This window comes from Corynebacterium sp. KPL4072 (genome assembly GCF_037908395.1).
Taxonomy (GTDB): domain Bacteria; phylum Actinomycetota; class Actinomycetes; order Mycobacteriales; family Mycobacteriaceae; genus Corynebacterium; species Corynebacterium kefirresidentii.
This window is the reverse complement of sequence record NZ_JBBMGE010000003.1, coordinates 1-16902: the sequence shown is the minus strand read 5'-3', so window position 1 is coordinate 16902 and position 16902 is coordinate 1. Positions and strand designations below refer to the sequence as shown.

Annotated in this window: 18 protein-coding genes; 6 read left to right on the top strand and 12 right to left on the bottom strand. The window is 60.0% G+C overall.

Features of this window, described 5'->3' with window-relative positions; genetic code table 11:
* Entirely contained in the window at positions 1–579 is a 579-nt protein-coding gene (locus WMP97_RS03815; protein ID WP_023020702.1) for a hypothetical protein, read from the top strand.
* 100 nt (positions 580–679) lie between these two features.
* Here the strand turns inward: WMP97_RS03815 and WMP97_RS03810 are convergent, their stop codons facing one another.
* The 5 genes from WMP97_RS03810 to WMP97_RS03790 form a co-directional block, all read right to left on the bottom strand.
* A complete protein-coding gene (locus tag WMP97_RS03810; protein ID WP_301716093.1) occupies positions 680–2170 on the bottom strand; it encodes an alpha-amylase family protein in 1491 nt (496 codons plus the stop codon).
* Between the two features lie 181 nt (positions 2171–2351).
* Positions 2352–3173, bottom strand: coding sequence for a carbohydrate ABC transporter permease (locus WMP97_RS03805; protein WP_023020705.1), 822 nt, complete (start codon positions 3171–3173; stop codon positions 2352–2354).
* A complete protein-coding gene (locus tag WMP97_RS03800; RefSeq protein ID WP_445293056.1) occupies positions 3173–4177 on the bottom strand; it encodes a carbohydrate ABC transporter permease in 1005 nt (334 codons plus the stop codon). Before WMP97_RS03800 ends, WMP97_RS03805 begins: the two co-directional genes overlap by 1 nt.
* A 122-nt stretch (positions 4178–4299) precedes the next feature.
* Positions 4300–5550 (bottom strand): ABC transporter substrate-binding protein, encoded by a 1251-nt coding sequence (locus WMP97_RS03795; RefSeq protein ID WP_340439844.1) that lies wholly within the window; start codon positions 5548–5550, stop codon positions 4300–4302.
* 161 nt (positions 5551–5711) lie between these two features.
* Positions 5712–6704, bottom strand: coding sequence for an ABC transporter ATP-binding protein (locus WMP97_RS03790; protein WP_248099739.1), 993 nt, complete (start codon positions 6702–6704; stop codon positions 5712–5714).
* A 44-nt stretch (positions 6705–6748) separates the two neighbouring features.
* Between WMP97_RS03790 and WMP97_RS03785 the strand changes: the two genes are divergently transcribed.
* Together WMP97_RS03785 and WMP97_RS03780 are read left to right on the top strand one after the other, a co-directional pair.
* Positions 6749–7633: a biotin--[acetyl-CoA-carboxylase] ligase gene (locus WMP97_RS03785; protein WP_023020709.1), complete on the top strand. Its 885-nt coding sequence runs from the start codon at positions 6749–6751 to the stop codon at positions 7631–7633.
* Between the two features lie 36 nt (positions 7634–7669).
* Positions 7670–8110 carry a hypothetical protein gene (locus WMP97_RS03780; protein WP_023020710.1) on the top strand — a complete coding sequence of 147 codons (441 nt, stop codon included), beginning with the start codon at positions 7670–7672 and terminating at the stop codon, positions 8108–8110.
* On the opposite strand, the gene budA is transcribed toward WMP97_RS03780, so the two are convergent.
* A complete protein-coding gene (budA, locus tag WMP97_RS03775; RefSeq protein ID WP_340439843.1) occupies positions 8088–8819 on the bottom strand; it encodes an acetolactate decarboxylase in 732 nt (243 codons plus the stop codon). The two genes, WMP97_RS03780 and budA, sit on opposite strands and share 23 nt — an antisense overlap.
* Before the next feature lie 79 nt (positions 8820–8898).
* Between budA and WMP97_RS03770 the strand changes: the two genes are divergently transcribed.
* Together WMP97_RS03770 and purE are read left to right on the top strand one after the other, a co-directional pair.
* Positions 8899–10014 carry a 5-(carboxyamino)imidazole ribonucleotide synthase gene (locus tag WMP97_RS03770; protein ID WP_301732456.1) on the top strand — a complete coding sequence of 372 codons (1116 nt, stop codon included), beginning with the start codon at positions 8899–8901 and terminating at the stop codon, positions 10012–10014.
* A 24-nt stretch (positions 10015–10038) separates the two neighbouring features.
* Positions 10039–10539, top strand: coding sequence for a 5-(carboxyamino)imidazole ribonucleotide mutase (gene purE, locus WMP97_RS03765; protein WP_023027818.1), 501 nt, complete (start codon positions 10039–10041; stop codon positions 10537–10539).
* A gap of 99 nt (positions 10540–10638) precedes the next feature.
* On the opposite strand, the gene rbsD is transcribed toward purE, so the two are convergent.
* Genes rbsD through WMP97_RS03735 form a run of 6 tightly spaced genes read right to left on the bottom strand, consistent with a single transcriptional unit; the run spans position 10639 to position 16306 of the window.
* A complete protein-coding gene (gene rbsD / locus WMP97_RS03760; protein WP_086587921.1) occupies positions 10639–11013 on the bottom strand; it encodes a D-ribose pyranase in 375 nt (124 codons plus the stop codon).
* The gene (locus WMP97_RS03755) at positions 11006–11914 is read right to left on the bottom strand and encodes a ribokinase (RefSeq protein WP_340439842.1); all 909 of its coding nucleotides are present in this window, start codon (positions 11912–11914) and stop codon (positions 11006–11008) included. The genes rbsD and WMP97_RS03755 overlap by 8 nt, the downstream gene beginning before the upstream one ends.
* A complete protein-coding gene (locus tag WMP97_RS03750) occupies positions 11911–12825 on the bottom strand; it encodes a substrate-binding domain-containing protein (RefSeq protein WP_023027819.1) in 915 nt (304 codons plus the stop codon). The genes WMP97_RS03755 and WMP97_RS03750 overlap by 4 nt, the downstream gene beginning before the upstream one ends.
* A 12-nt stretch (positions 12826–12837) precedes the next feature.
* Complete coding sequence (locus WMP97_RS03745; protein WP_445293078.1) at positions 12838–13779, bottom strand: ABC transporter permease; 942 nt, start codon at positions 13777–13779, stop codon at positions 12838–12840.
* Positions 13776–15320: a sugar ABC transporter ATP-binding protein gene (locus WMP97_RS03740; RefSeq protein WP_301716086.1), complete on the bottom strand. Its 1545-nt coding sequence runs from the start codon at positions 15318–15320 to the stop codon at positions 13776–13778. Before WMP97_RS03740 ends, WMP97_RS03745 begins: the two co-directional genes overlap by 4 nt.
* Positions 15317–16306, bottom strand: a complete 990-nt coding sequence (locus WMP97_RS03735; protein WP_340439841.1) for a LacI family DNA-binding transcriptional regulator — start codon at positions 16304–16306, stop codon at positions 15317–15319. Before WMP97_RS03735 ends, WMP97_RS03740 begins: the two co-directional genes overlap by 4 nt.
* A gap of 133 nt (positions 16307–16439) precedes the next feature.
* On the opposite strand from WMP97_RS03735, the gene WMP97_RS03730 reads away from it, so the two are divergent.
* The gene (locus WMP97_RS03730) at positions 16440–16883 is read left to right on the top strand and encodes a YdcF family protein (protein WP_340439840.1); all 444 of its coding nucleotides are present in this window, start codon (positions 16440–16442) and stop codon (positions 16881–16883) included.
* The last annotated feature ends 19 nt before the right edge of the window (positions 16884–16902 follow it).

Genomic DNA, 16902 nt, shown 5'->3' with positions numbered 1-16902 from the left:
ATGAGCAAGACGTCCATCGCCAGCGCCCTTGCGGCGCTGAGCCTGGTGGCCGCTCCTGTTGCCCACGCCGCTGATTTCGGTGGGGACTTCGAGCTGCCCCAGCGCTGGAACGACGATTATAAGCCGGGCACGCATTGCTCGACACCGGGTGAAAACGGCACCTACGTCACCGCAAAGCGCCGCTGGTTTAAACAGACTGATGCTACCAGCGTGGCCAACCGCAACGACGAAGAAGTGCCGGTCAAGCACACCGTCACCAAGGCCCGCACCCAGACCATCGAGGTCTCCGGCTCCGTTGAGGGTACCGGTGATCTGGCCAAGGTGTTGACCAAGACCTATGGCTTCAACTACGTCAGTGAGCAGCACTGGAAGCTAAACCAGGTGGTTGGTCCGTACACCCTGCCAGCGAATTCGCAGGGCAAGCTGGTGTGGGGCTTTACCATGCTCGATACTGACGGTCAGGACGTTCGTTGCAACTCTGACCAGCAGTGGGAAGCCCAGGGCAAGCCGTACTCGGCCTCCGTGCCAGAAGCGCGCTACTCTGAGCTGCGCTTGGAAGACGCCCCTGAGTGGAACTAATCCACCCCATTAAGGAAGCGCCTCGCCAATCTGAAAGGACTGGCGAGGCGCTTTTCTTTCGGCTAGGCGCTTTCGGAAGCTTGAGTCGAGAGGACAGGGGTTAGGCAGGTAGCCAAGCGTAGCCATAAGGGCCAAGCTCCACCGGTCCGAGATCGATGGAGCGATCGCTGAAATTGTGCAGGCACAGCAGATCGCCGCGTTGGTAACCAAGGACGGCCTCTTCGCCGGTCTCAACCGGCTCACACGGCGCGGTACCGAGATCAGAGTGGGCATGGCGCTCGGCGATCATGGAGCGCACAGTATTGAGCAACGAGGCGGCGTCTTCAATCTGGGCGGCCACAGACGTTCCGCCTACAACCGGCAGCCGGGACGGCGCATTGATGCTGAAACCGGCGTGTTCGGAATCGTCCCACTGCATGGGGGTGCGGACCGCATAGCGGTCCGGAAGTGTCGTGTCATCGAGCATGCCAATCTCATCGCCGTAGTAGATAAACGGTGCGCCCGGCAGGGTCATCAATAGGGAGAACATCAGCTCCACCTTGCGGCGGTCGCCGTTCATCAGTGGCATAAGCCTGCGGGCAATACCCACGTGCGCGCGCATACTGTCTTCTGGCAGGTACTCCTGGTACATCAGATCTCGCACGGTATCGTCCACCATTTCCAAGGTGAGCTCATCGTGGTTGCGCAGGAAGGTACCCCACTGGCAGCCTTCCGGTAGGGAAGGCAGTTCGTCGAGGATGGAGTAGACCGGGGTGGCGTCGCCAAGCGCCAAAGCCTGATACAACCGCGGCATGACCGGAAAGTTGAAGACCATGTGGAAGCGCTCGCCCTGGCCGTAGAATTGCATGGTTTCGGCCGGCGGCTGGTTGGCCTCCGCGATGAGCACGGCATCCGGGTAGTGCGCGTCCATGAAGGAGCGAATCTTTTCCACAAACTCGATGGTCTCCGGCAAGGATTCGCCGCCTATACCATCGCGTTCAAAGAGATAAGCAATAGCATCGAGGCGCAGACCGTCCAAGCCCTTGTCCATCCAGAAAGACAAAATTTTGAATACTTCCTCCTGCACGGCCGGGTTATCGTAGTTCAAATCCGGCTGGTGGGAATAAAAGCGGTGGAAGTAGTACTGGCCGCGCTTGTCATCCCAAGTCCAGTTGGAAGTCTCCACGTCAGTGAAAATGACGCGGATTTCGGGGTAGCGCTCCGGGTCATCGCCCCAGACGTAGAAATCGCCATAGGGGCCTGTGGGATCCGTGCGGGAGGCCTGGAACCATGGGTGATCGGAGCTGGTGTGGTTGAGCGCCAAGTCCGTCATAATGCGCATGCCGCGGCGGTGCAGCTCCGCAATGAGCTCTTCAAAATCCTCCATCGTGCCATAATCTGGGTGGATGGAGTAGTAGTCCGCAATATCGTAGCCATCATCGCGCAAGGGGCTGGCATAAAACGGCGAAAGCCACAGGCAGTCCACGCCGAGCCATTGAAGGTAGTCCAGCTTATCGATGACCCCGCGCAGCGTTCCTACCTCCTTATCACCATCGGCCTTAAACGAGCCGACGAGGGCCTGGTAGAAGACTGCATTGTGGTACCAGCTCATGAAAGGTCCTTTCTTTTGGCCCGCCAGGTTAGGTAGGTAAGAAGGCACAGTACTCCGGCCACGAGACCGGGCCAGATGGCGGGGGAGTCGTGAAAGAGGTTGATGATGGCCTGAATAACCGCGAGGATGCTGAAGAAACCAAGGAAGCCCAGCGCGGTATCCCACAGCATGGCCATGCGCATTAGGCCTTGACACCACCTGCGGTCAGGCCAGCGACGATGCGGTGCTGGAAGATAAGCACCATGATGACCAGTGGGATGGTAACCAGCGCGCCAGCGGCCATGGTCGCGGCATAGGGGTACTCAAAGGCGGAGGGGCCGGAGAAGCGTGCAATGGCCACGGTTACCGGCTCAGTATCGGTGGTGGAGAGCTGCTTGGCCAGCATGAACTCATTCCACGTGGTGATAAAGGCGATGATCGCGGTGGTAAACAGCGCTGGCGCCGCCAGTGGCAATAGCACCAAACGGAAAGCTTGAGAACGCGAGGCTCCATCTACCCGGGCTGCTTCTTCCAGTTCCCAGGGAAGTTGGCGGAAGAAGCTCAGCAGCGTATAGACCGTGAGAGGAAGCGCAAAGGAAATATTGGGGATGATCATTGCGCGGTAGGTACCAATCCACTCCAGGTTGCCAAAGAGCTGGAAGAGCGGGGTGACCAAGGCAATCGCCGGGAACATGGAGGCGGCCAGAATAATGCCGGTCACGATTCCCTTGCCAGGAAAGTCATAACGGGAGAGCGCATAGGCGGTAAAGACACCGATGAGCACGGCCACCGCGGTGGTAATCAGTGAGATGAGAAGCGAGTTACCGAGCGCGGCAAGGAAGTCATTTCCCTTATCGGTAGCCAAGGCATCGCGGAAATTATCCAGCGTGACATGGGTAGGCCATGGCGTGGTATCAAAGGTGAATCGCTGATCCCGCAGCGCGGTTACCAGCATCCAGTAGAAGGGAGCGAGGCCCCAGAACATGATGAAAATGATGCCGGCGAAGTGTCCGAATTTACGCATTATTTAGCTGCCTTCCTGCCGGAGACATCCGCACCAAGGAAGCGAATGAGGATAAAGGCGACGACGAAGATAAGAAGGAAAATGAGGGTGGAGAGCGCGGAGGCGGAATTGAAGTTGCCTTGGCGCATATCCTCCACCACCAGCTGCGAGATGGTCGCGGTAGGGGAGTTGGAGGAGCTAGAAATCATGATGACCGGCAGGTCATACATGCGCAGTGCGTCCAGGGTGCGGAAGAGTACGGCCACCATGAGCGCCGGGCGCACCAGCGGGAGGGTGATGCGGAAAAACGTTTGGATACGATTAGCGCCGTCCACGCGTGCGGCATCGTAGACGTCCTTGGGAATCATCTGCAGGCCCGCCAGGATAAGCAGTGCCATAAACGGGGCGGTCTTCCACACATCCGCGATGATGACGGCCAGGCGGGCATAGAACGGGTCCGTGGTCCAGGCGATCTGTGCACCAAGCAGCGAGTTGACGATGCCATCCGGGGCAAACATGAACTGCCATAGCTTGGCTGTGACGGCCGTTGGAATGGCCCAGGGGATAAGTACCGCCGCACGAACTAGGCCGCGGCCGCGGTACTCACCGTTCATGATGAGAGCCATCAGCATACCCAGGATGGTCTCCAGCAGCACGGTAACGACGGTGAAAAAGAGCGTAATCTTGACTGCGGGCCAGAAATCTGTGGCGATAACCCCCGGTGGGCAGGTGGAAATCTGGCCGGTACCGGAAACGCATCGGTTATTGATCCAGTACAGGTAATTTTCCAGCCCGGCAAAACCGCCTTCCTCAAAAAGTCCCGTCTGCGGGTTGAGGTGCCTATTGCCTTGGAAGGACAGGAAGATGGCGCGGATGATGGGGTAGCCGATGATGACGGCGAGCACGATGAGCGCCGGAGCAATCAGCCCGGCCACGCGCCCGTAATTTTTGCGCTGGGGTTTCGACGCTCTTGCCGACGCCCCTTTCGGCGTCCCCTTGGACGCAGTCGGCGAAGCTATAGCCACGCTGGTCCGCCTTTCTGTTAAAGAAATGCTGTCTATTGGCTAGATTCTATCCCCAATAGGGGAGTGAAAACCACAAAGGGTGAGGCGGCGGTATGCCCGCCTACCTCACCCGGATTGGGAATTTAACCCTGGGAAGCCGATTCGATGGCCGCCTTCATATCGGCGGTGGCATCATCGACCGACTTGTCATCCGTCAATGCAGCGTAGGCATTGTCCTGGATGGCCTTAGAAATCGCCGAGTAGAACGGGGAAACCGGGCGCGGTGCCGCGTTCTCCAAGGACTCCTTGAGCGCCGGCAGGTATGGGAACTCCTGCTGTAGCTGCGGGTCATCGTAGATGGAGGCCAAGACCGGTGGGAAGGACTGCTCCGCGAAGGACTTCTGGTTGTCCTCGTTGATGATGAACTTCATAAAGTCGAGCGCAGTGCCCTTATTCTTGGAGTTGATATTGATACCGTTGTTGTAGCCACCCAGCGTGGAAACGCCTACGCCGTCCTTGCCCAGTGGGGCCTGGACCTCGACGTCGACGCCGGCATCAACCGCATTGGAGTACATATATGGCCAGTTCACGGCGAAGGCGGTCTTGCCTTCGGTGAAGGCCATATTGGTTTCTTCCTCGGTGGCGGCGGTGGAGTCCTTGGAGATGGTTTCCTCCTTGTACGCATCCACCATGGCCTGAAGGCCGTCTTTGGCTTCCTCGGAATCCACGGTGATATTGCCGTCCTTATCCAAGACAGAGCCGCCCCAGCCTTCCATGAAGTCAGCGGTATTGAGCGCAAGGCCTTCATACTGCTTGAGCTGGGTGGTCAGGCAGTTCTTGCCCTCTTCCAGCGCCTTACATGCAGATTTGAGATCTGCGAACTTCTCGGGAGCCTTATCCGCGAGCTTGGTATTGCGGAAAAGCAGCTGACCATTGGTGTTTTGCGGCAGCGCGTAGAGGACGTCGTTATAGGTGGCGGACTCTACGGTGGCTGGCAGTAGCTCATTCGTATTGGTTTCAAAATCACCATTGAGCGGCTGGAGCCACTGGTTGGCAGCGAACTCCGCGGTCCACACGACGTCCAGCGCCATGACATCGTAGTCATCGCTGCCCGCCTGCAAGGACTGCACGAGGGTCTCGCGCTGGGCGTCAGCCTCGCCGGCCAGCTCCTTGAGTGTGACCTTCTCGTCTGGGTGCTGCTCGTTCCACTTTTCGATGATGGGGGTCACCTTGTCCGTGTCATTTTTGCCCATGGCAAAAGTGATGGGGCCGTGCGCATCCGCCCCGCCTTCGGAGGAACCGCCCGCAGCGGAATCGGAGGAGGACGAAGAGCAGCCGGCCAGAGCCAAAACTGCAGTAGTCGCAACGGTGGTGCGAAGCAGGAATCTCTTCATGGAATTCACCTTTCGGAAAACTTTCGGTTCTTTAAACCTAAAATACGGAAACCGGAAGGTGGATAATTTTGACCTATTTAACTCTAAATGGGGGTAGTAAAGGGGCAGCGGGCGGTTGGACTACGTACCCGCGGCACTGTGACCCAGTGTCCTCCGCGGGGCTAGTCCTGTGAGATACGGCGCCCCGTTTCCGGGTCAAAGCGGAGTGCTTCGCGCGGGTTGAATGTCAGTACGACATCTTCGCCGCGCTGTGGTGGGGTACCTTCGGCGCGAGCAACAAAGCGGTTTTCGCCCACGGTGACGTAGACATAGGACTCGGCGCCCAGCTCTTCCACAATGTCCACCACGCCCTGGAAACCCACTGGGCCCTTGTTGATAAACATCTTTTCTGGGCGCACTCCTACGCGGCCACCGTTGTAGTCAAAGATATTCATGGCTGGTGAGCCGATGAAGCCGGCGACGAATTCGTTTGCGGGGGCGTCATAAAGCTCGCGCGGCGGAGCCACTTGCTGCAGTTCGCCGTCTTTGAGCACCGCTACGCGGTCACCCATGGTCATCGCCTCTACCTGGTCGTGGGTGACGTATACCGTCGTCGTACCCAGTCGCTGCTGCAGGCTGGCCAACTCGGCGCGGGTCTGAACGCGCAGCTTGGCATCCAGGTTGGATAGTGGCTCATCCATGAGGAAGGCCTTCGGCTCGCGCACAATGGCGCGGCCCATGGCCACGCGCTGGCGCTGGCCACCGGAAAGGTCCTTGGGCTTGCGCTTGAGGTACTCGGTCAGACCGAGCGTCTCCGCAGCTGCGTGCACCTTGGCCTTGATGTCGGCCTTGGGCAACTTCGCCAGCTTCAAAGCAAAGCCCATGTTTTGTTCTACTGTCAGGTGTGGGTAAAGCGCATAATTCTGGAAGACCATGGCGATATCGCGATCGCCTGGCTCTAAGTCGGTCACGTCCTTGCCATCAATGGTGATGCGGCCGCTCGATGTCGGCTCTAATCCCGCCAGTGCGCGCAGCGTCGTGGATTTACCGCAGCCCGAAGGACCAACGAGCACCAGAAACTCGCCGTCCGCGATTTCGAGGTTCAAGTCTTTTACCGTGGGCGCGCTCGCGCCGGGGTAGGTGATGTTGACCTTTTCAAAAGTGACCTTTGCCATGCGCAACACACTAGCACCATTGGTGGCCGGTATCCTTAAGGCTTATGACTGCACTTGATTTGGAACGCATTCGCACCGCATTGGCCGATGATTTCACCACCATCGATTTCGTGGAAAAGACCGGCTCCACCAATACCGATTTGATGCAGGCCACCAACGTTGCGGATGGCACTGTGCTGCTTGCCGACGAACAACTTTCCGGCAAGGGACGTCTTGGCCGCTCTTGGACCGCGCCGGCCGGTTCGCAAGTCATTTTCTCTGTGCTTTTGCTGCCGGAATCTCTCGATCACTTGGGCACCCTACCTCTGGCCGCGGGCTTGGCGGTCACCGATTCCATCGAGGGCACCGTGCTCAAGTGGCCGAATGATGTGCATATCGATGGCAATAAGCTGTGCGGCATCCTCGCTGAGGCTGGACCCGTGGGCCAGGCTTTCAAAGCCGCGCCAAAGACCGAGCTCACCAAGGTGGAAGTGGGCAAGGCTGAACTTAATAAGGCTGAGGTCAACAAGGCGGAAGTAAATAAAACCGAAGTCAATAAGGCGGAGCTCAATAAAGCCGTGGGCGGTGCCGCACCTTCCGCGCGCGTTGTCGTAGGAATGGGCATCAATGTCACCTTGACCCGCGAGGACCTGCCGATTGAAAAGGCCACCTCGCTCGCGCTCGAAGGCCGCGATACCGACCGCACCGAGCTCGCCATTAACGTGCTGAAGAACCTGCGCCGTCGTATTGTGCAGTGGGAGAACCACGATCCGCAGCTCCTGCGCGATTACCGTGCGGTGTGTTCCTCACTGGGACAACAGGTGCGCCTAGAAACTCCATCCGGCGATGTTATTGGGCACGTGGATGAAATCGGCGAGGACGGCCGCATCATGGTCGCTGGTGAGTACTATTCCGCGGGCGATGTCACGCATCTGCGCCCACAGCAGTAGACCGCACAAGAGACACGGGAGGTAGCATCCATAGCTATGGGATTAATGAAGATGGGCCAAGGCGAGATCAAGCGCGCAGATGTCTCCGCGCCTTTTCGCGCATTGATTTTCCCTTTTCTCGAGCTCATCCTCATTACCGGTCTACTGTGGATTGCCATCGGTTGGTGCGATGTCCAAGCAGTAGACCCGATGCTGCGCAATGGACTGGTCGCGGTGTGGGCGCTGTTGGGAATCTGGCGCTTTGTCATCCCGCTTTATAAGGCCCGTCGCAAGCGCTTCATAGTGACCAATAGGCGCGTCATCGCGCGCGAGGGGCGCACTATCGATTCGATTCCGCTGCAGGATATTCGCGGTGCTCGAAAACGACGCGGCGGAGTGTCTCTAGCCATCCATGGTTGGGACCGCGCCATGTATTTCCCTAATGTGGCTAAGCCCAAGCGCGTGGCTGAGATTATTAATGATCGCCCTTGGTTTTAACCTCAGTGGTGTGCAGCTGGCTATCCAGGTCCTCCGGCGAGAGGTTGGCGCGGCTAAATTCCTGCGTCAGCGGCAGGCGCAGCTCTAAATCAGAGGCGGGGCAAAGCTCAACCGTTGCCTTATCTACTACGTAGTCCAAAACGTGCCCACCGGAGGTGCGGGCGGCGTCGATAAAGTGCACGTGACAGCCTGGCACCGAAATTCCTTTTTCATAAACGGGGGTGCGGAAGCCGCCGATGACTCCTTCGACGTTCTGAAAGTGCAGCTCTTTATCTCCGCCGACGGCCTCTGACATCGGTGGGTAGGGCTTTTCCTGCTTGACCACCGTGCGGGTGGTGACCTCCTTAAAAGTGCCCACGATGCGCACCGCATACATGTAGTTGGCGGAAGGCTTGAGCCTATCGATAAAGGCGGAGAGCTGATCGCGGCGCAGGCCCGCGGGGGCGTCGGCAGTAATGCGAGGAACAAAATTGGTGGCTACCGCATAGGGGGTGCGCTGATCCAAATCTGCAATTTGTGCGGAACCATCGCCCCGCAGTTGGTAGCAGGTGCCGTCCAAAATGATCATCTCACCGTCGAGGCCATCGAAGGTGCCCAAGCCGAAGTTTCCCTTACCTAGCAGCTCTGAAATGGTCATTTCGCCGTCATAAATGCCATCAAGCAAAGCGGTCATGAGTGAATTTTGGAAGATGGTATGACGAGTGAACATAGTATCCAGGCTAGTATTGGGGGACGTGAGTGACTTAAAGCCTATTGTAACTGTTTGTGGCGACGGCCAGCTGGCCCGCATGATGCAGCCGGCCGCCGCGGAGCTCGATATTCACCTGCGGATTCTAGCCAGCAAGCCGGATTCTTCCGCGGCGCAGGTCACCCCGGACGTGGTGCTGGGGGACTATACCTCCCTGGAGGAGCTGCGCGGCGTGGCCGAGGGCGCGGATGCCATCACTTTCGAGCACGAGCACGTGCCCAATGAACACTCCACCGCGCTTATCGACGCCGGATTTAACGTCCAACCTCAGCCCACCGCCCTCATTTACGCGCAGGACAAGCTAAAGATGCGCGAAAAGCTCGCCGCATTCGGAGCACCCGTGCCGCGCTTTGCTGCAATCGATTCGGTGGCCGATGCCCGCGCCTTCTTCGACGCCGTCGATGGTCGCGTCTGCCTCAAGGCTCGCCGCGGTGGCTACGACGGCAAGGGCGTGTGGTTCCCCACCGCCGATAATTGCTTTGAGCTGGTTTCCGAGCTGCTCGAGGCCGGTACCCCTCTCATGGCTGAGGAAAAGGTGGACCTGACCCGCGAGCTTTCCATCCTCGTTGCCCGCCGCCCCTCCGGTGAGGCCAAGGTGTGGCCGATTACCCAATCCCGCCAGGAAAACGGCATCTGTGCCGAGGCCATCGCGCCCGCCCCCGGCCTTACCCCGGAACTTTCCCAGCGCGCTTCCGAGCTGGGACTATCTATTGCCGAGTCCTTGGGCGTGACCGGCGTGCTCGCCGTAGAACTCTTTGCCTTTGACGGCCCCGAGGGCGAGGACATCTCCGTCAATGAACTGGCCATGCGTCCGCATAACACCGGTCACTGGACTCAGGACGGCTGTGTTACTTCCCAGTTTGAGCAGCACCTGCGCGCCGTGCTCGACCTCCCGCTAGGTGCGGTCGATGCGCTTGCCCCCGTCACCGTCATGGCCAATGTCTTGGGAACCGACGAAGATCCTGCCATGCCCATGCCGGAGCGCGTTCGTGAAGTAATGAAGCGTTACCCGCAGGCCAAGATTCACCTCTACGGCAAGGACCACCGCCCTGGCCGCAAGATTGGCCACGTCAACGTTACCGGTGAGGACACCGACGAGACCCTGACCATCGCCCGCCAGGCAGCGCACTACCTCGTGCACGCCGAATGGGCATAAAACTCTGCTTGTAGAAAGGACAGCATGCAACCACACGTAGGCATCATCATGGGTTCTGATTCTGATTGGCCCACCGTTGAACCCGCCGCCCAGGTCCTCGCAGACTTTGGCATCCCCTTCGAAGTTGGCGTGGTCAGCGCTCACCGCACCCCAGAAAAGATGCTCGCATACGCAAAAGAAGCCCATACCCGCGGCCTGAAAGCGATTATCGCCTGTGCCGGTGGCGCCGCGCATTTGCCCGGCATGGTTGCAGCGGCCACGCCGCTGCCAGTCATCGGCATCCCGCGCGCTTTGAAGGAGCTCGATGGCCTCGACTCTCTTCTTTCCATCGTGCAGATGCCTAGCGGTGTGCCGGTCGCCACCGTTTCTATCGGCGGTGCAAAAAACGCCGGCCTGCTTGCTGCGCGCATTCTCGGGGCAGGTGACCCCGCTATACAGGACAAGATGGTGGATTACCAAAAGCAGATGGCCGAGGAAGTCGAGCAGAAGGATAAGAACCTGCGCGACAAGCTGCTGGGAGAGTAGCTCTTAGGAAAAGAAGTAAATAAAACAAGCACGTTTAGCCACAACCGCGGAGGTTTCGGCAAAGCGTGCTTGTCTTCTGCGCGGTGACGTCGACGAACGCTAGAAGGGCACGCCGGAGCGCAAGATGACATTGGCAAACGGCGTGGTGGAACCGGTGCGCACGACAAAGGAGGCGCGGGCAACTTCGCGTTTGAGGTCATCGTGGGAGACCTCGGTAAGCGGTACTGCGGGAAGCAGGGAGCGCACCTCGGGCGGGGTGGAATCGGCGATGGTGGCGGCCTCGACTACGACTTCGTCGAGGAGGGCGGCCAGCGTATCGGCAAAGGTGGGGATGCCGAAGGTAAGCGTGAGGTCGATGACTGGAACATCGTGAGGAATGGGCAGGCCGCAATCGGCGATGACAAAGGTATCAGTGTGGCCAAGGCGCGCAACGGCACCGGCGAGCGCGGGATTAAGGAGACCGGACTTACGCATTGGTGACCTCCGGCAAAGTGGATGCGGTCGTGGGGTAGGAGGGCTGCGCGCCGTTACCGGTGGCGGCGAAGGCGCCGACGCGGGCGGCGAAGGTGGCGGCATCGACAAGCGAGGCTCCAGCGAGGAGCTGGGCGCAAAAGGCACCTGCGAAGGCATCGCCGGCGCCGGTGGTATCCACGGCGGTCACGCGCGGGGTGGGGATATCCGCGCCGCCTTCCGGGTTAGCAACGTAGGCGCCGTGGGCGCCAAGGGTCAGCACGACGGAACGGAAACCGGCCTCTACCAGGCGGTGGGCGAGCTCGCGCGGGGCGCCGTCTGCAGGTAGGCCGAGCTGGTCCAAGATGAGCCCCGCTTCGTGTTCGTTGGCCAGCAGGGGATCGGCCTGCAGAAGCGAGTCACGGTCGACCTCGACTACCGGAGCGAGGTTAACCACCACGCGACCTTGCGCAGCGTCGACTGCCGCCTGAAAACCAGAGGCAGGGATCTCGCCTTGGAGGAGCACCACGTCGGCATCGGCGATGGTGGAGGCGCGGGCGGTGACAAAGGGGGCGTCGACAAGCGCATTGGCGCCGGGGGAGATGACGATGGTGTTCTCGCCATCGGCCGAGACGGTAATGACGGCGAGGCCGGTATTGGTATCGGCCTGCTCTACAGCACCCAGATCGATTCCGGAGGTGCGCATATAGTACATGGCGGGCTCAGCATAAGGATCGGAGCCCACCGCGCCCACAAAAGCCACGTTGGCGCCCAGCTGCGCCGCCGCAACTGCCTGATTGGCGCCCTTGCCTCCAGCTAAAATCTCGCCGCCGGAGCCCAGCAGGGTCTCGCCGGGCTGCGGGTGGCGCTCGGCGTGGACGATGAGATCGGCATTGATGGATCCGACGACGGTTAGCTTGCTCATTGGAAATCCTCTACATTGTCGCGGGTGACGGTGATGACCTCGACGGGGACGTTCTTCTCCGCCGTGCCACCGTGCAGGAGCGCTGCGGCTTGTTCGATGGCGCGGGCACCGAGCTCTGCGGGCTGCTGGGCGATGGTAGCTTCCAGCTTGCCATCTTTGACCGCCTTGAGGCCATCGAAGGTGCCGTCAAAAGCCACCACCTTGACCTCAGTACCGGCGCGCGAGCCCAAGGCTTCGACCGCGCCGAGCGCCATTTCATCGTTTTCTGCAAAGATCGCCTTGATATCGGGGTTGGCTTGCAGCAGGTTGGTGGCAACGTTGAGGCCCTCCGTACGGTCAAAATTCGCCGATTGCTTGCCGACGACCCGAATATCCCCGTACTTCGCAATCTGCTCTGCAAAGCCTTTGCCGCGCTCGCGCGAGGCGGAGGTACCGGCGGTTCCCTGCAGGATAAGTATCTCTCCCTTTTCCCCGATGGAGTGGGCGAGGGTATCCGCCGCCTGTGCGCCGCCGGCGACGTTATCGGAGGCCACCATGGAATCCAGTTCTACGCCGTTGACGTCGCGGTCCACGCCGATAACCGGCACGCCGTCATCCCTGATGCCGCGCACGGCCGGGGCGACGGCATCGGAATCGGTGGGGTTAACCACGACGACCTTGGCTCCCATCGACGTGGCATTGCCCAGTTGATTGACCTGTTGGGCGGGGTCATCGGAGGCGTCTTGGATATCCAGCGGAACGCCGAGCTCCTTGGCCTTATCTTGTGCGCCGTGGCGCAGCTCAATGAAGAAGGGGTTGGTCTGTGTCGACAGCGCTAGCGTGATGCGGTTGCGGTCTTCTTCCGAACGATTGCAGGAGGCAAGGCCAAGCGCGAGGGCGGGCACGAGAAGGGTGGCGATGAGCTTCTTCATGGTGGGTGCTCCTTAGCTGGCCGTCTTATTACGGATAACGTCGAAGCCGACGGCCAGCGCAATGACCAAACCAATGACGATCTGCTGCCAGAACGAGGAGACATTGAGCAGATTCAGACCGTTGCGGATAACGGCCAAAAGAATTGCGCCGACCAGCGTGCCGGTGGCCTTGCCCTGGCCGCCGGAGAGCGAGGCGCCGCCGATGACGACGGCCGCGATGGCATCCAATTCATAGCCGGTGCCGGCCTGAGGTTGCGCAGATTCGAGGCGGCCTGCCATGACCATGCCGGCCCAGGCGGCAAAGAAACCGGAGAGTGCGAAGACGGCGATCTGGATGCGCTTGACCGGCAGGCCCGAGAGACGGGCGGCCTCGAGGTTGCCGCCGATGGCGTACATGGAACGGCCGAGTACCGTGCGCTCTAGGATGAACCAGCACATGAGCCCGGCGATGACCATCATGATGATTGGCACTGGGAAGCCCGCGATATCGCCGCCAAAGGCGTTGACGGCTGGGGCGGTTTCAATGGGCGAGCCTTGGGAGATGACCAGGGTAAGTCCGCGGGCGATGGACATCATGGCCAGCGTTGCGATGAAGGACGGAATCTTGCCCCACGCGGTGGCCATGCCGCAGATGGCGCCGGCCAGCGCTCCTACGATAAGGCCGATGAGCAACGTGAGCCAGCCAGGTAGACCAGCGGCGGAGAACATATAGGCCGAGACCATGGCACCGAGCGCGGCGACCGAACCTACCGAAAGGTCGATGCCAGCGGTGACGATGACAAAGGTCATGCCGAAGGCCAAGATTGCCACCGTGGCGGCCTGGATGCCGATATTGAGCAGGTTCGCCACGGTAAGAAAGTACGGGGTGGCGATAAACAGCGCGATGCACAGGGCAATAAGGCCAACTAGTGCGCCATTATTCATCGCCCAGTTAACTACTCGATTCTTGGTCAAGCTTCATCCTTGGGGTCAGTTCCGGCAGGTGCGGCAGCAGCGGCGGAAGTAGCGGAGGTCACATTGGATACGGCGAAGGCCATGACCTCGTCTTGGGTGGAGTCCTTGGGGAGTTGGCCGGCGAGTTGACCACCAGACATGACGAGGATGCGATCGGACATGCCGAGCACCTCGGGTAGATCGGAGGAGGCCATGAGCACGGCGCCGCCGGCAGCGGTGACCTCATTGATGATGTTGTAAATCTCCACCTTGGCGCCGACGTCGACGCCGCGGGTGGGTTCATCGAGCAGGAGGACCTTGGAACCGGCCAGTACCCAGCGGCCGAAGACGGCCTTTTGTTGGTTGCCACCGGATAAGTTCCGGATGGGCTGCGAGAGATCGGCCATACGGATGCGCAGCTTTTCCGCTACCGCACCGGCGCGGCGGCGTTGGCCGCTGCGGTCTGCAAGCCCTGCCTTGGCAGTGGGGTAGAGGGTAGCAAACCCCAGGTTATCGCCCACGGAGGCGTCAAGGACGAGCGCCTGGGACTTGCGGTCTTCCGGGATATGGCCCACGCCGGCGCGGATGGCGGCGCGTATATCGCCGCTGCGCAGCTGCGTGCCGCCAACGCGGATGGAGCCGGAATCGTAAGGATCGGCGCCTGCGATGGCGCGAATGACCTCGGTACGGCCAGCACCCACGAGTCCGGCTAGGCCGACGACTTCGCCGGCATGGACGGAGAAGGTGACGTCGTGAAAGGCGCCGTCGGAAGTCAGCTCGGAGACTTCTAGTAGGGCCTCGCCGTGTTCAGGGGGAACCTTGCGCGGGTATTGATTTTCAATCTCGCGGCCGACCATGAGCCGGACCAGCTCGTCCTCGTCCGTATCGGCAGGGACTTCGGCAATGAAAGAACCATCGCGCAGCACGCTAATGGTCTCTGCAATTCGCGCTAGTTCCTCCAAGTGATGGCTGATAAAAATCATGGCCACGCCCTTGGCCTTGAGCTCCTCAAGCACGGCAAAGAGGGCATCGACCTCCTTACCGGTGAGCGCAGCCGTGGGCTCATCCAGGATAAGAATTCGCGCATTCATGGACAGCGCCTTTGCGATTTCTACGAGCTGCTGCTTGGCGACGCCGAGCTCACCCACCGGCATATCCAGGTCCACGTCCAAGCCGATGAGATGCAGCGCGGCTTGGGCCTGTGCCTTGAGGTGTTTGTGGTTGACCAACCCGAAGCGGCGCGGGGTGCGCCCGAGCATGATGTTCTCGGCCACCGACATGGTGGGAACGAGGTTGAGCTCTTGGTGGATGGTGGCGATGCCCAGCGCCTCGGAGGCCTTGGTGTCGGGGATTTTAACCTCTGCGCCATCCACCACAATGCGGCCGGAATCTGGTTGGTGGACACCGGCAATCATCTTGATGAGCGTGGATTTTCCGGCGCCGTTTTCACCCAGCAAGGCTTGGACCTGACCCCGGCGGACGGTGAGATCCACGCCTTTAATGACTTCTACCTGGCCAAAGGATTTGGTTACGCTTTCTAAGCGCAATACGTGGTCACTCATGGCGTGGCCTCATTGAGGTGGTGGGCGGTGGACATGCGTGGGATGTAGCGGGTGTCTAGCACTTCGCCTTCTGGCTGGCGCTTTTCGTTAATGGCCGCGATGAGCTTAGCCGTGGCGGTCTCGCCCATCCGTGCAACATCCTGGTCCACTACCGAGATGGGGGAGGGCTGAAAGCGCAGGTAGATAAAATCATCGAAGCCCACGAGCGCGATCTCTTCTCCGATGCGCTTACCCGCATTATGGCAGGCCTCTAGTGCACCGGCAGTCATCATGGAATCGCCGGCAATAAGCGCGGTGACGCCCTCCTGCAGGAGCGCGATGGCTCCCTTATAACCTTCGCGGTGGCGGTAGCTGCCGTGGTGGATGTGGGTAGGCATCCCACGCGTGGCGGCCTTGAATGCTTCGAGTCGCTGCCGGCCGGTGGAGGTTTCCTGCGGGCCGGACAGGTAGCCGATATGCGTGTGCCCCTTCTCCTTGAGCTGTTCCACGGCCTGTTCGATTCCCTTGTGTGGATCTGATAGCACTGCGGGAATCTGGCTCAGGGTCCGGTCAATGAGCACGAGCGGCCGGTAGGTGCGCGCCTGCTCGAGCGCTTCTTCGGCACCTTCGAGCGGTACGGCGATAATTCCGTCCACCTGGCGTTCCATGAGGGCATCGAGGGCCTTGACTAGCCCCTGTGGTTCCTCGCCGCAACTGGTAATCATTGTGGCTAGACCCTGTTTATCGGCGGCCTCTTCAACGGCTGCCGCCATCGCGGCGAAATAGGCATTATCCAGGCTGGGGATGACTAGGCCGATGGCATTCGACCGAGAGCTACGCAAGGCGCGGGCCTGGGCGTTGGGCCTATAGTTCAGCTTGACGGCCGTGTCCTTGACACGTTGGCGCGTGGATTCAGAGATAGCAGGGTTGCCCGAGAGTGAGCGGGACGCGGTAGAAATGGATACTCCAGCAGCAGCGGCCACGTCTTTAAGGGTGGTTCCGGCCATGCTGACCTCCTTGGGTTTTAAGGCGTATGAGCCATCGTCTGGCCCTACGGGGTGCAATCGATTGCATGCTCGAGTTAAACCTAAGGCCTTTTCTATCTTTCTGTCAAGGTGTGGCGAGTCTATGCTGGTATCCATGTCTGACCCGCTCCTCGTGTTGGGTTCCTGCGTAACCCACGGCTATCCCGGCGCTATGTTGCGTTCGCGTCTGGATAAAGCGCTGGCCCTTTATCATGGCCAGCAGATTATTGTCTCTGGTCGCGGCGAGGCAGGTCCGATGGCCACTTATCTTATTGAGCGCGGCGTACCTGCTGAGCGAGTAGTGGTGGAGCCAGACGCCACGAGTACCAATGAGAACCTGGAAAATGCACACCGCTTGGCCCCGCACGCCGTTTTGCAGGTGGTGACCAATGATTTTCATGTCCTGCGCACAACGCTGTGGGCCCGGCACCTAGGTATTGCTGTGCGCGTGCATCCCGCGCGCACCCCGTGGCGGTTAATGCCGCGTAACTATCTGCGTGAAGTTCTAGCTACCCCGCACTCCGCAGCGCGAATAGCGTGGCGGCGGGTGTGTAGATAGCACTGCTGCTTAGTTGGGG

Coding starts and splice junctions, on each gene's coding strand:
- WMP97_RS03815 (WP_023020702.1), top strand. CDS start 1: ATGAGCAAGACGTCCATCGCCAGCGCCCTTGCGGCGCTGAGCCTGGTG.
- WMP97_RS03810 (WP_301716093.1), bottom strand. CDS start 2,170: ATGAGCTGGTACCACAATGCAGTCTTCTACCAGGCCCTCGTCGGCTCG.
- WMP97_RS03805 (WP_023020705.1), bottom strand. CDS start 3,173: ATGCGTAAATTCGGACACTTCGCCGGCATCATTTTCATCATGTTCTGG.
- WMP97_RS03795 (WP_340439844.1), bottom strand. CDS start 5,550: ATGAAGAGATTCCTGCTTCGCACCACCGTTGCGACTACTGCAGTTTTG.
- WMP97_RS03790 (WP_248099739.1), bottom strand. CDS start 6,704: ATGGCAAAGGTCACTTTTGAAAAGGTCAACATCACCTACCCCGGCGCG.
- WMP97_RS03785 (WP_023020709.1), top strand. CDS start 6,749: ATGACTGCACTTGATTTGGAACGCATTCGCACCGCATTGGCCGATGAT.
- WMP97_RS03780 (WP_023020710.1), top strand. CDS start 7,670: ATGGGATTAATGAAGATGGGCCAAGGCGAGATCAAGCGCGCAGATGTC.
- budA (WP_340439843.1), bottom strand. CDS start 8,819: ATGTTCACTCGTCATACCATCTTCCAAAATTCACTCATGACCGCTTTG.
- WMP97_RS03770 (WP_301732456.1), top strand. CDS start 8,899: ATGATGCAGCCGGCCGCCGCGGAGCTCGATATTCACCTGCGGATTCTA.
- purE (WP_023027818.1), top strand. CDS start 10,039: ATGCAACCACACGTAGGCATCATCATGGGTTCTGATTCTGATTGGCCC.
- rbsD (WP_086587921.1), bottom strand. CDS start 11,013: ATGCGTAAGTCCGGTCTCCTTAATCCCGCGCTCGCCGGTGCCGTTGCG.
- WMP97_RS03755 (WP_340439842.1), bottom strand. CDS start 11,914: ATGAGCAAGCTAACCGTCGTCGGATCCATCAATGCCGATCTCATCGTC.
- WMP97_RS03750 (WP_023027819.1), bottom strand. CDS start 12,825: ATGAAGAAGCTCATCGCCACCCTTCTCGTGCCCGCCCTCGCGCTTGGC.
- WMP97_RS03740 (WP_301716086.1), bottom strand. CDS start 15,320: ATGAGTGACCACGTATTGCGCTTAGAAAGCGTAACCAAATCCTTTGGC.
- WMP97_RS03735 (WP_340439841.1), bottom strand. CDS start 16,306: ATGGCCGGAACCACCCTTAAAGACGTGGCCGCTGCTGCTGGAGTATCC.
- WMP97_RS03730 (WP_340439840.1), top strand. CDS start 16,440: ATGTCTGACCCGCTCCTCGTGTTGGGTTCCTGCGTAACCCACGGCTAT.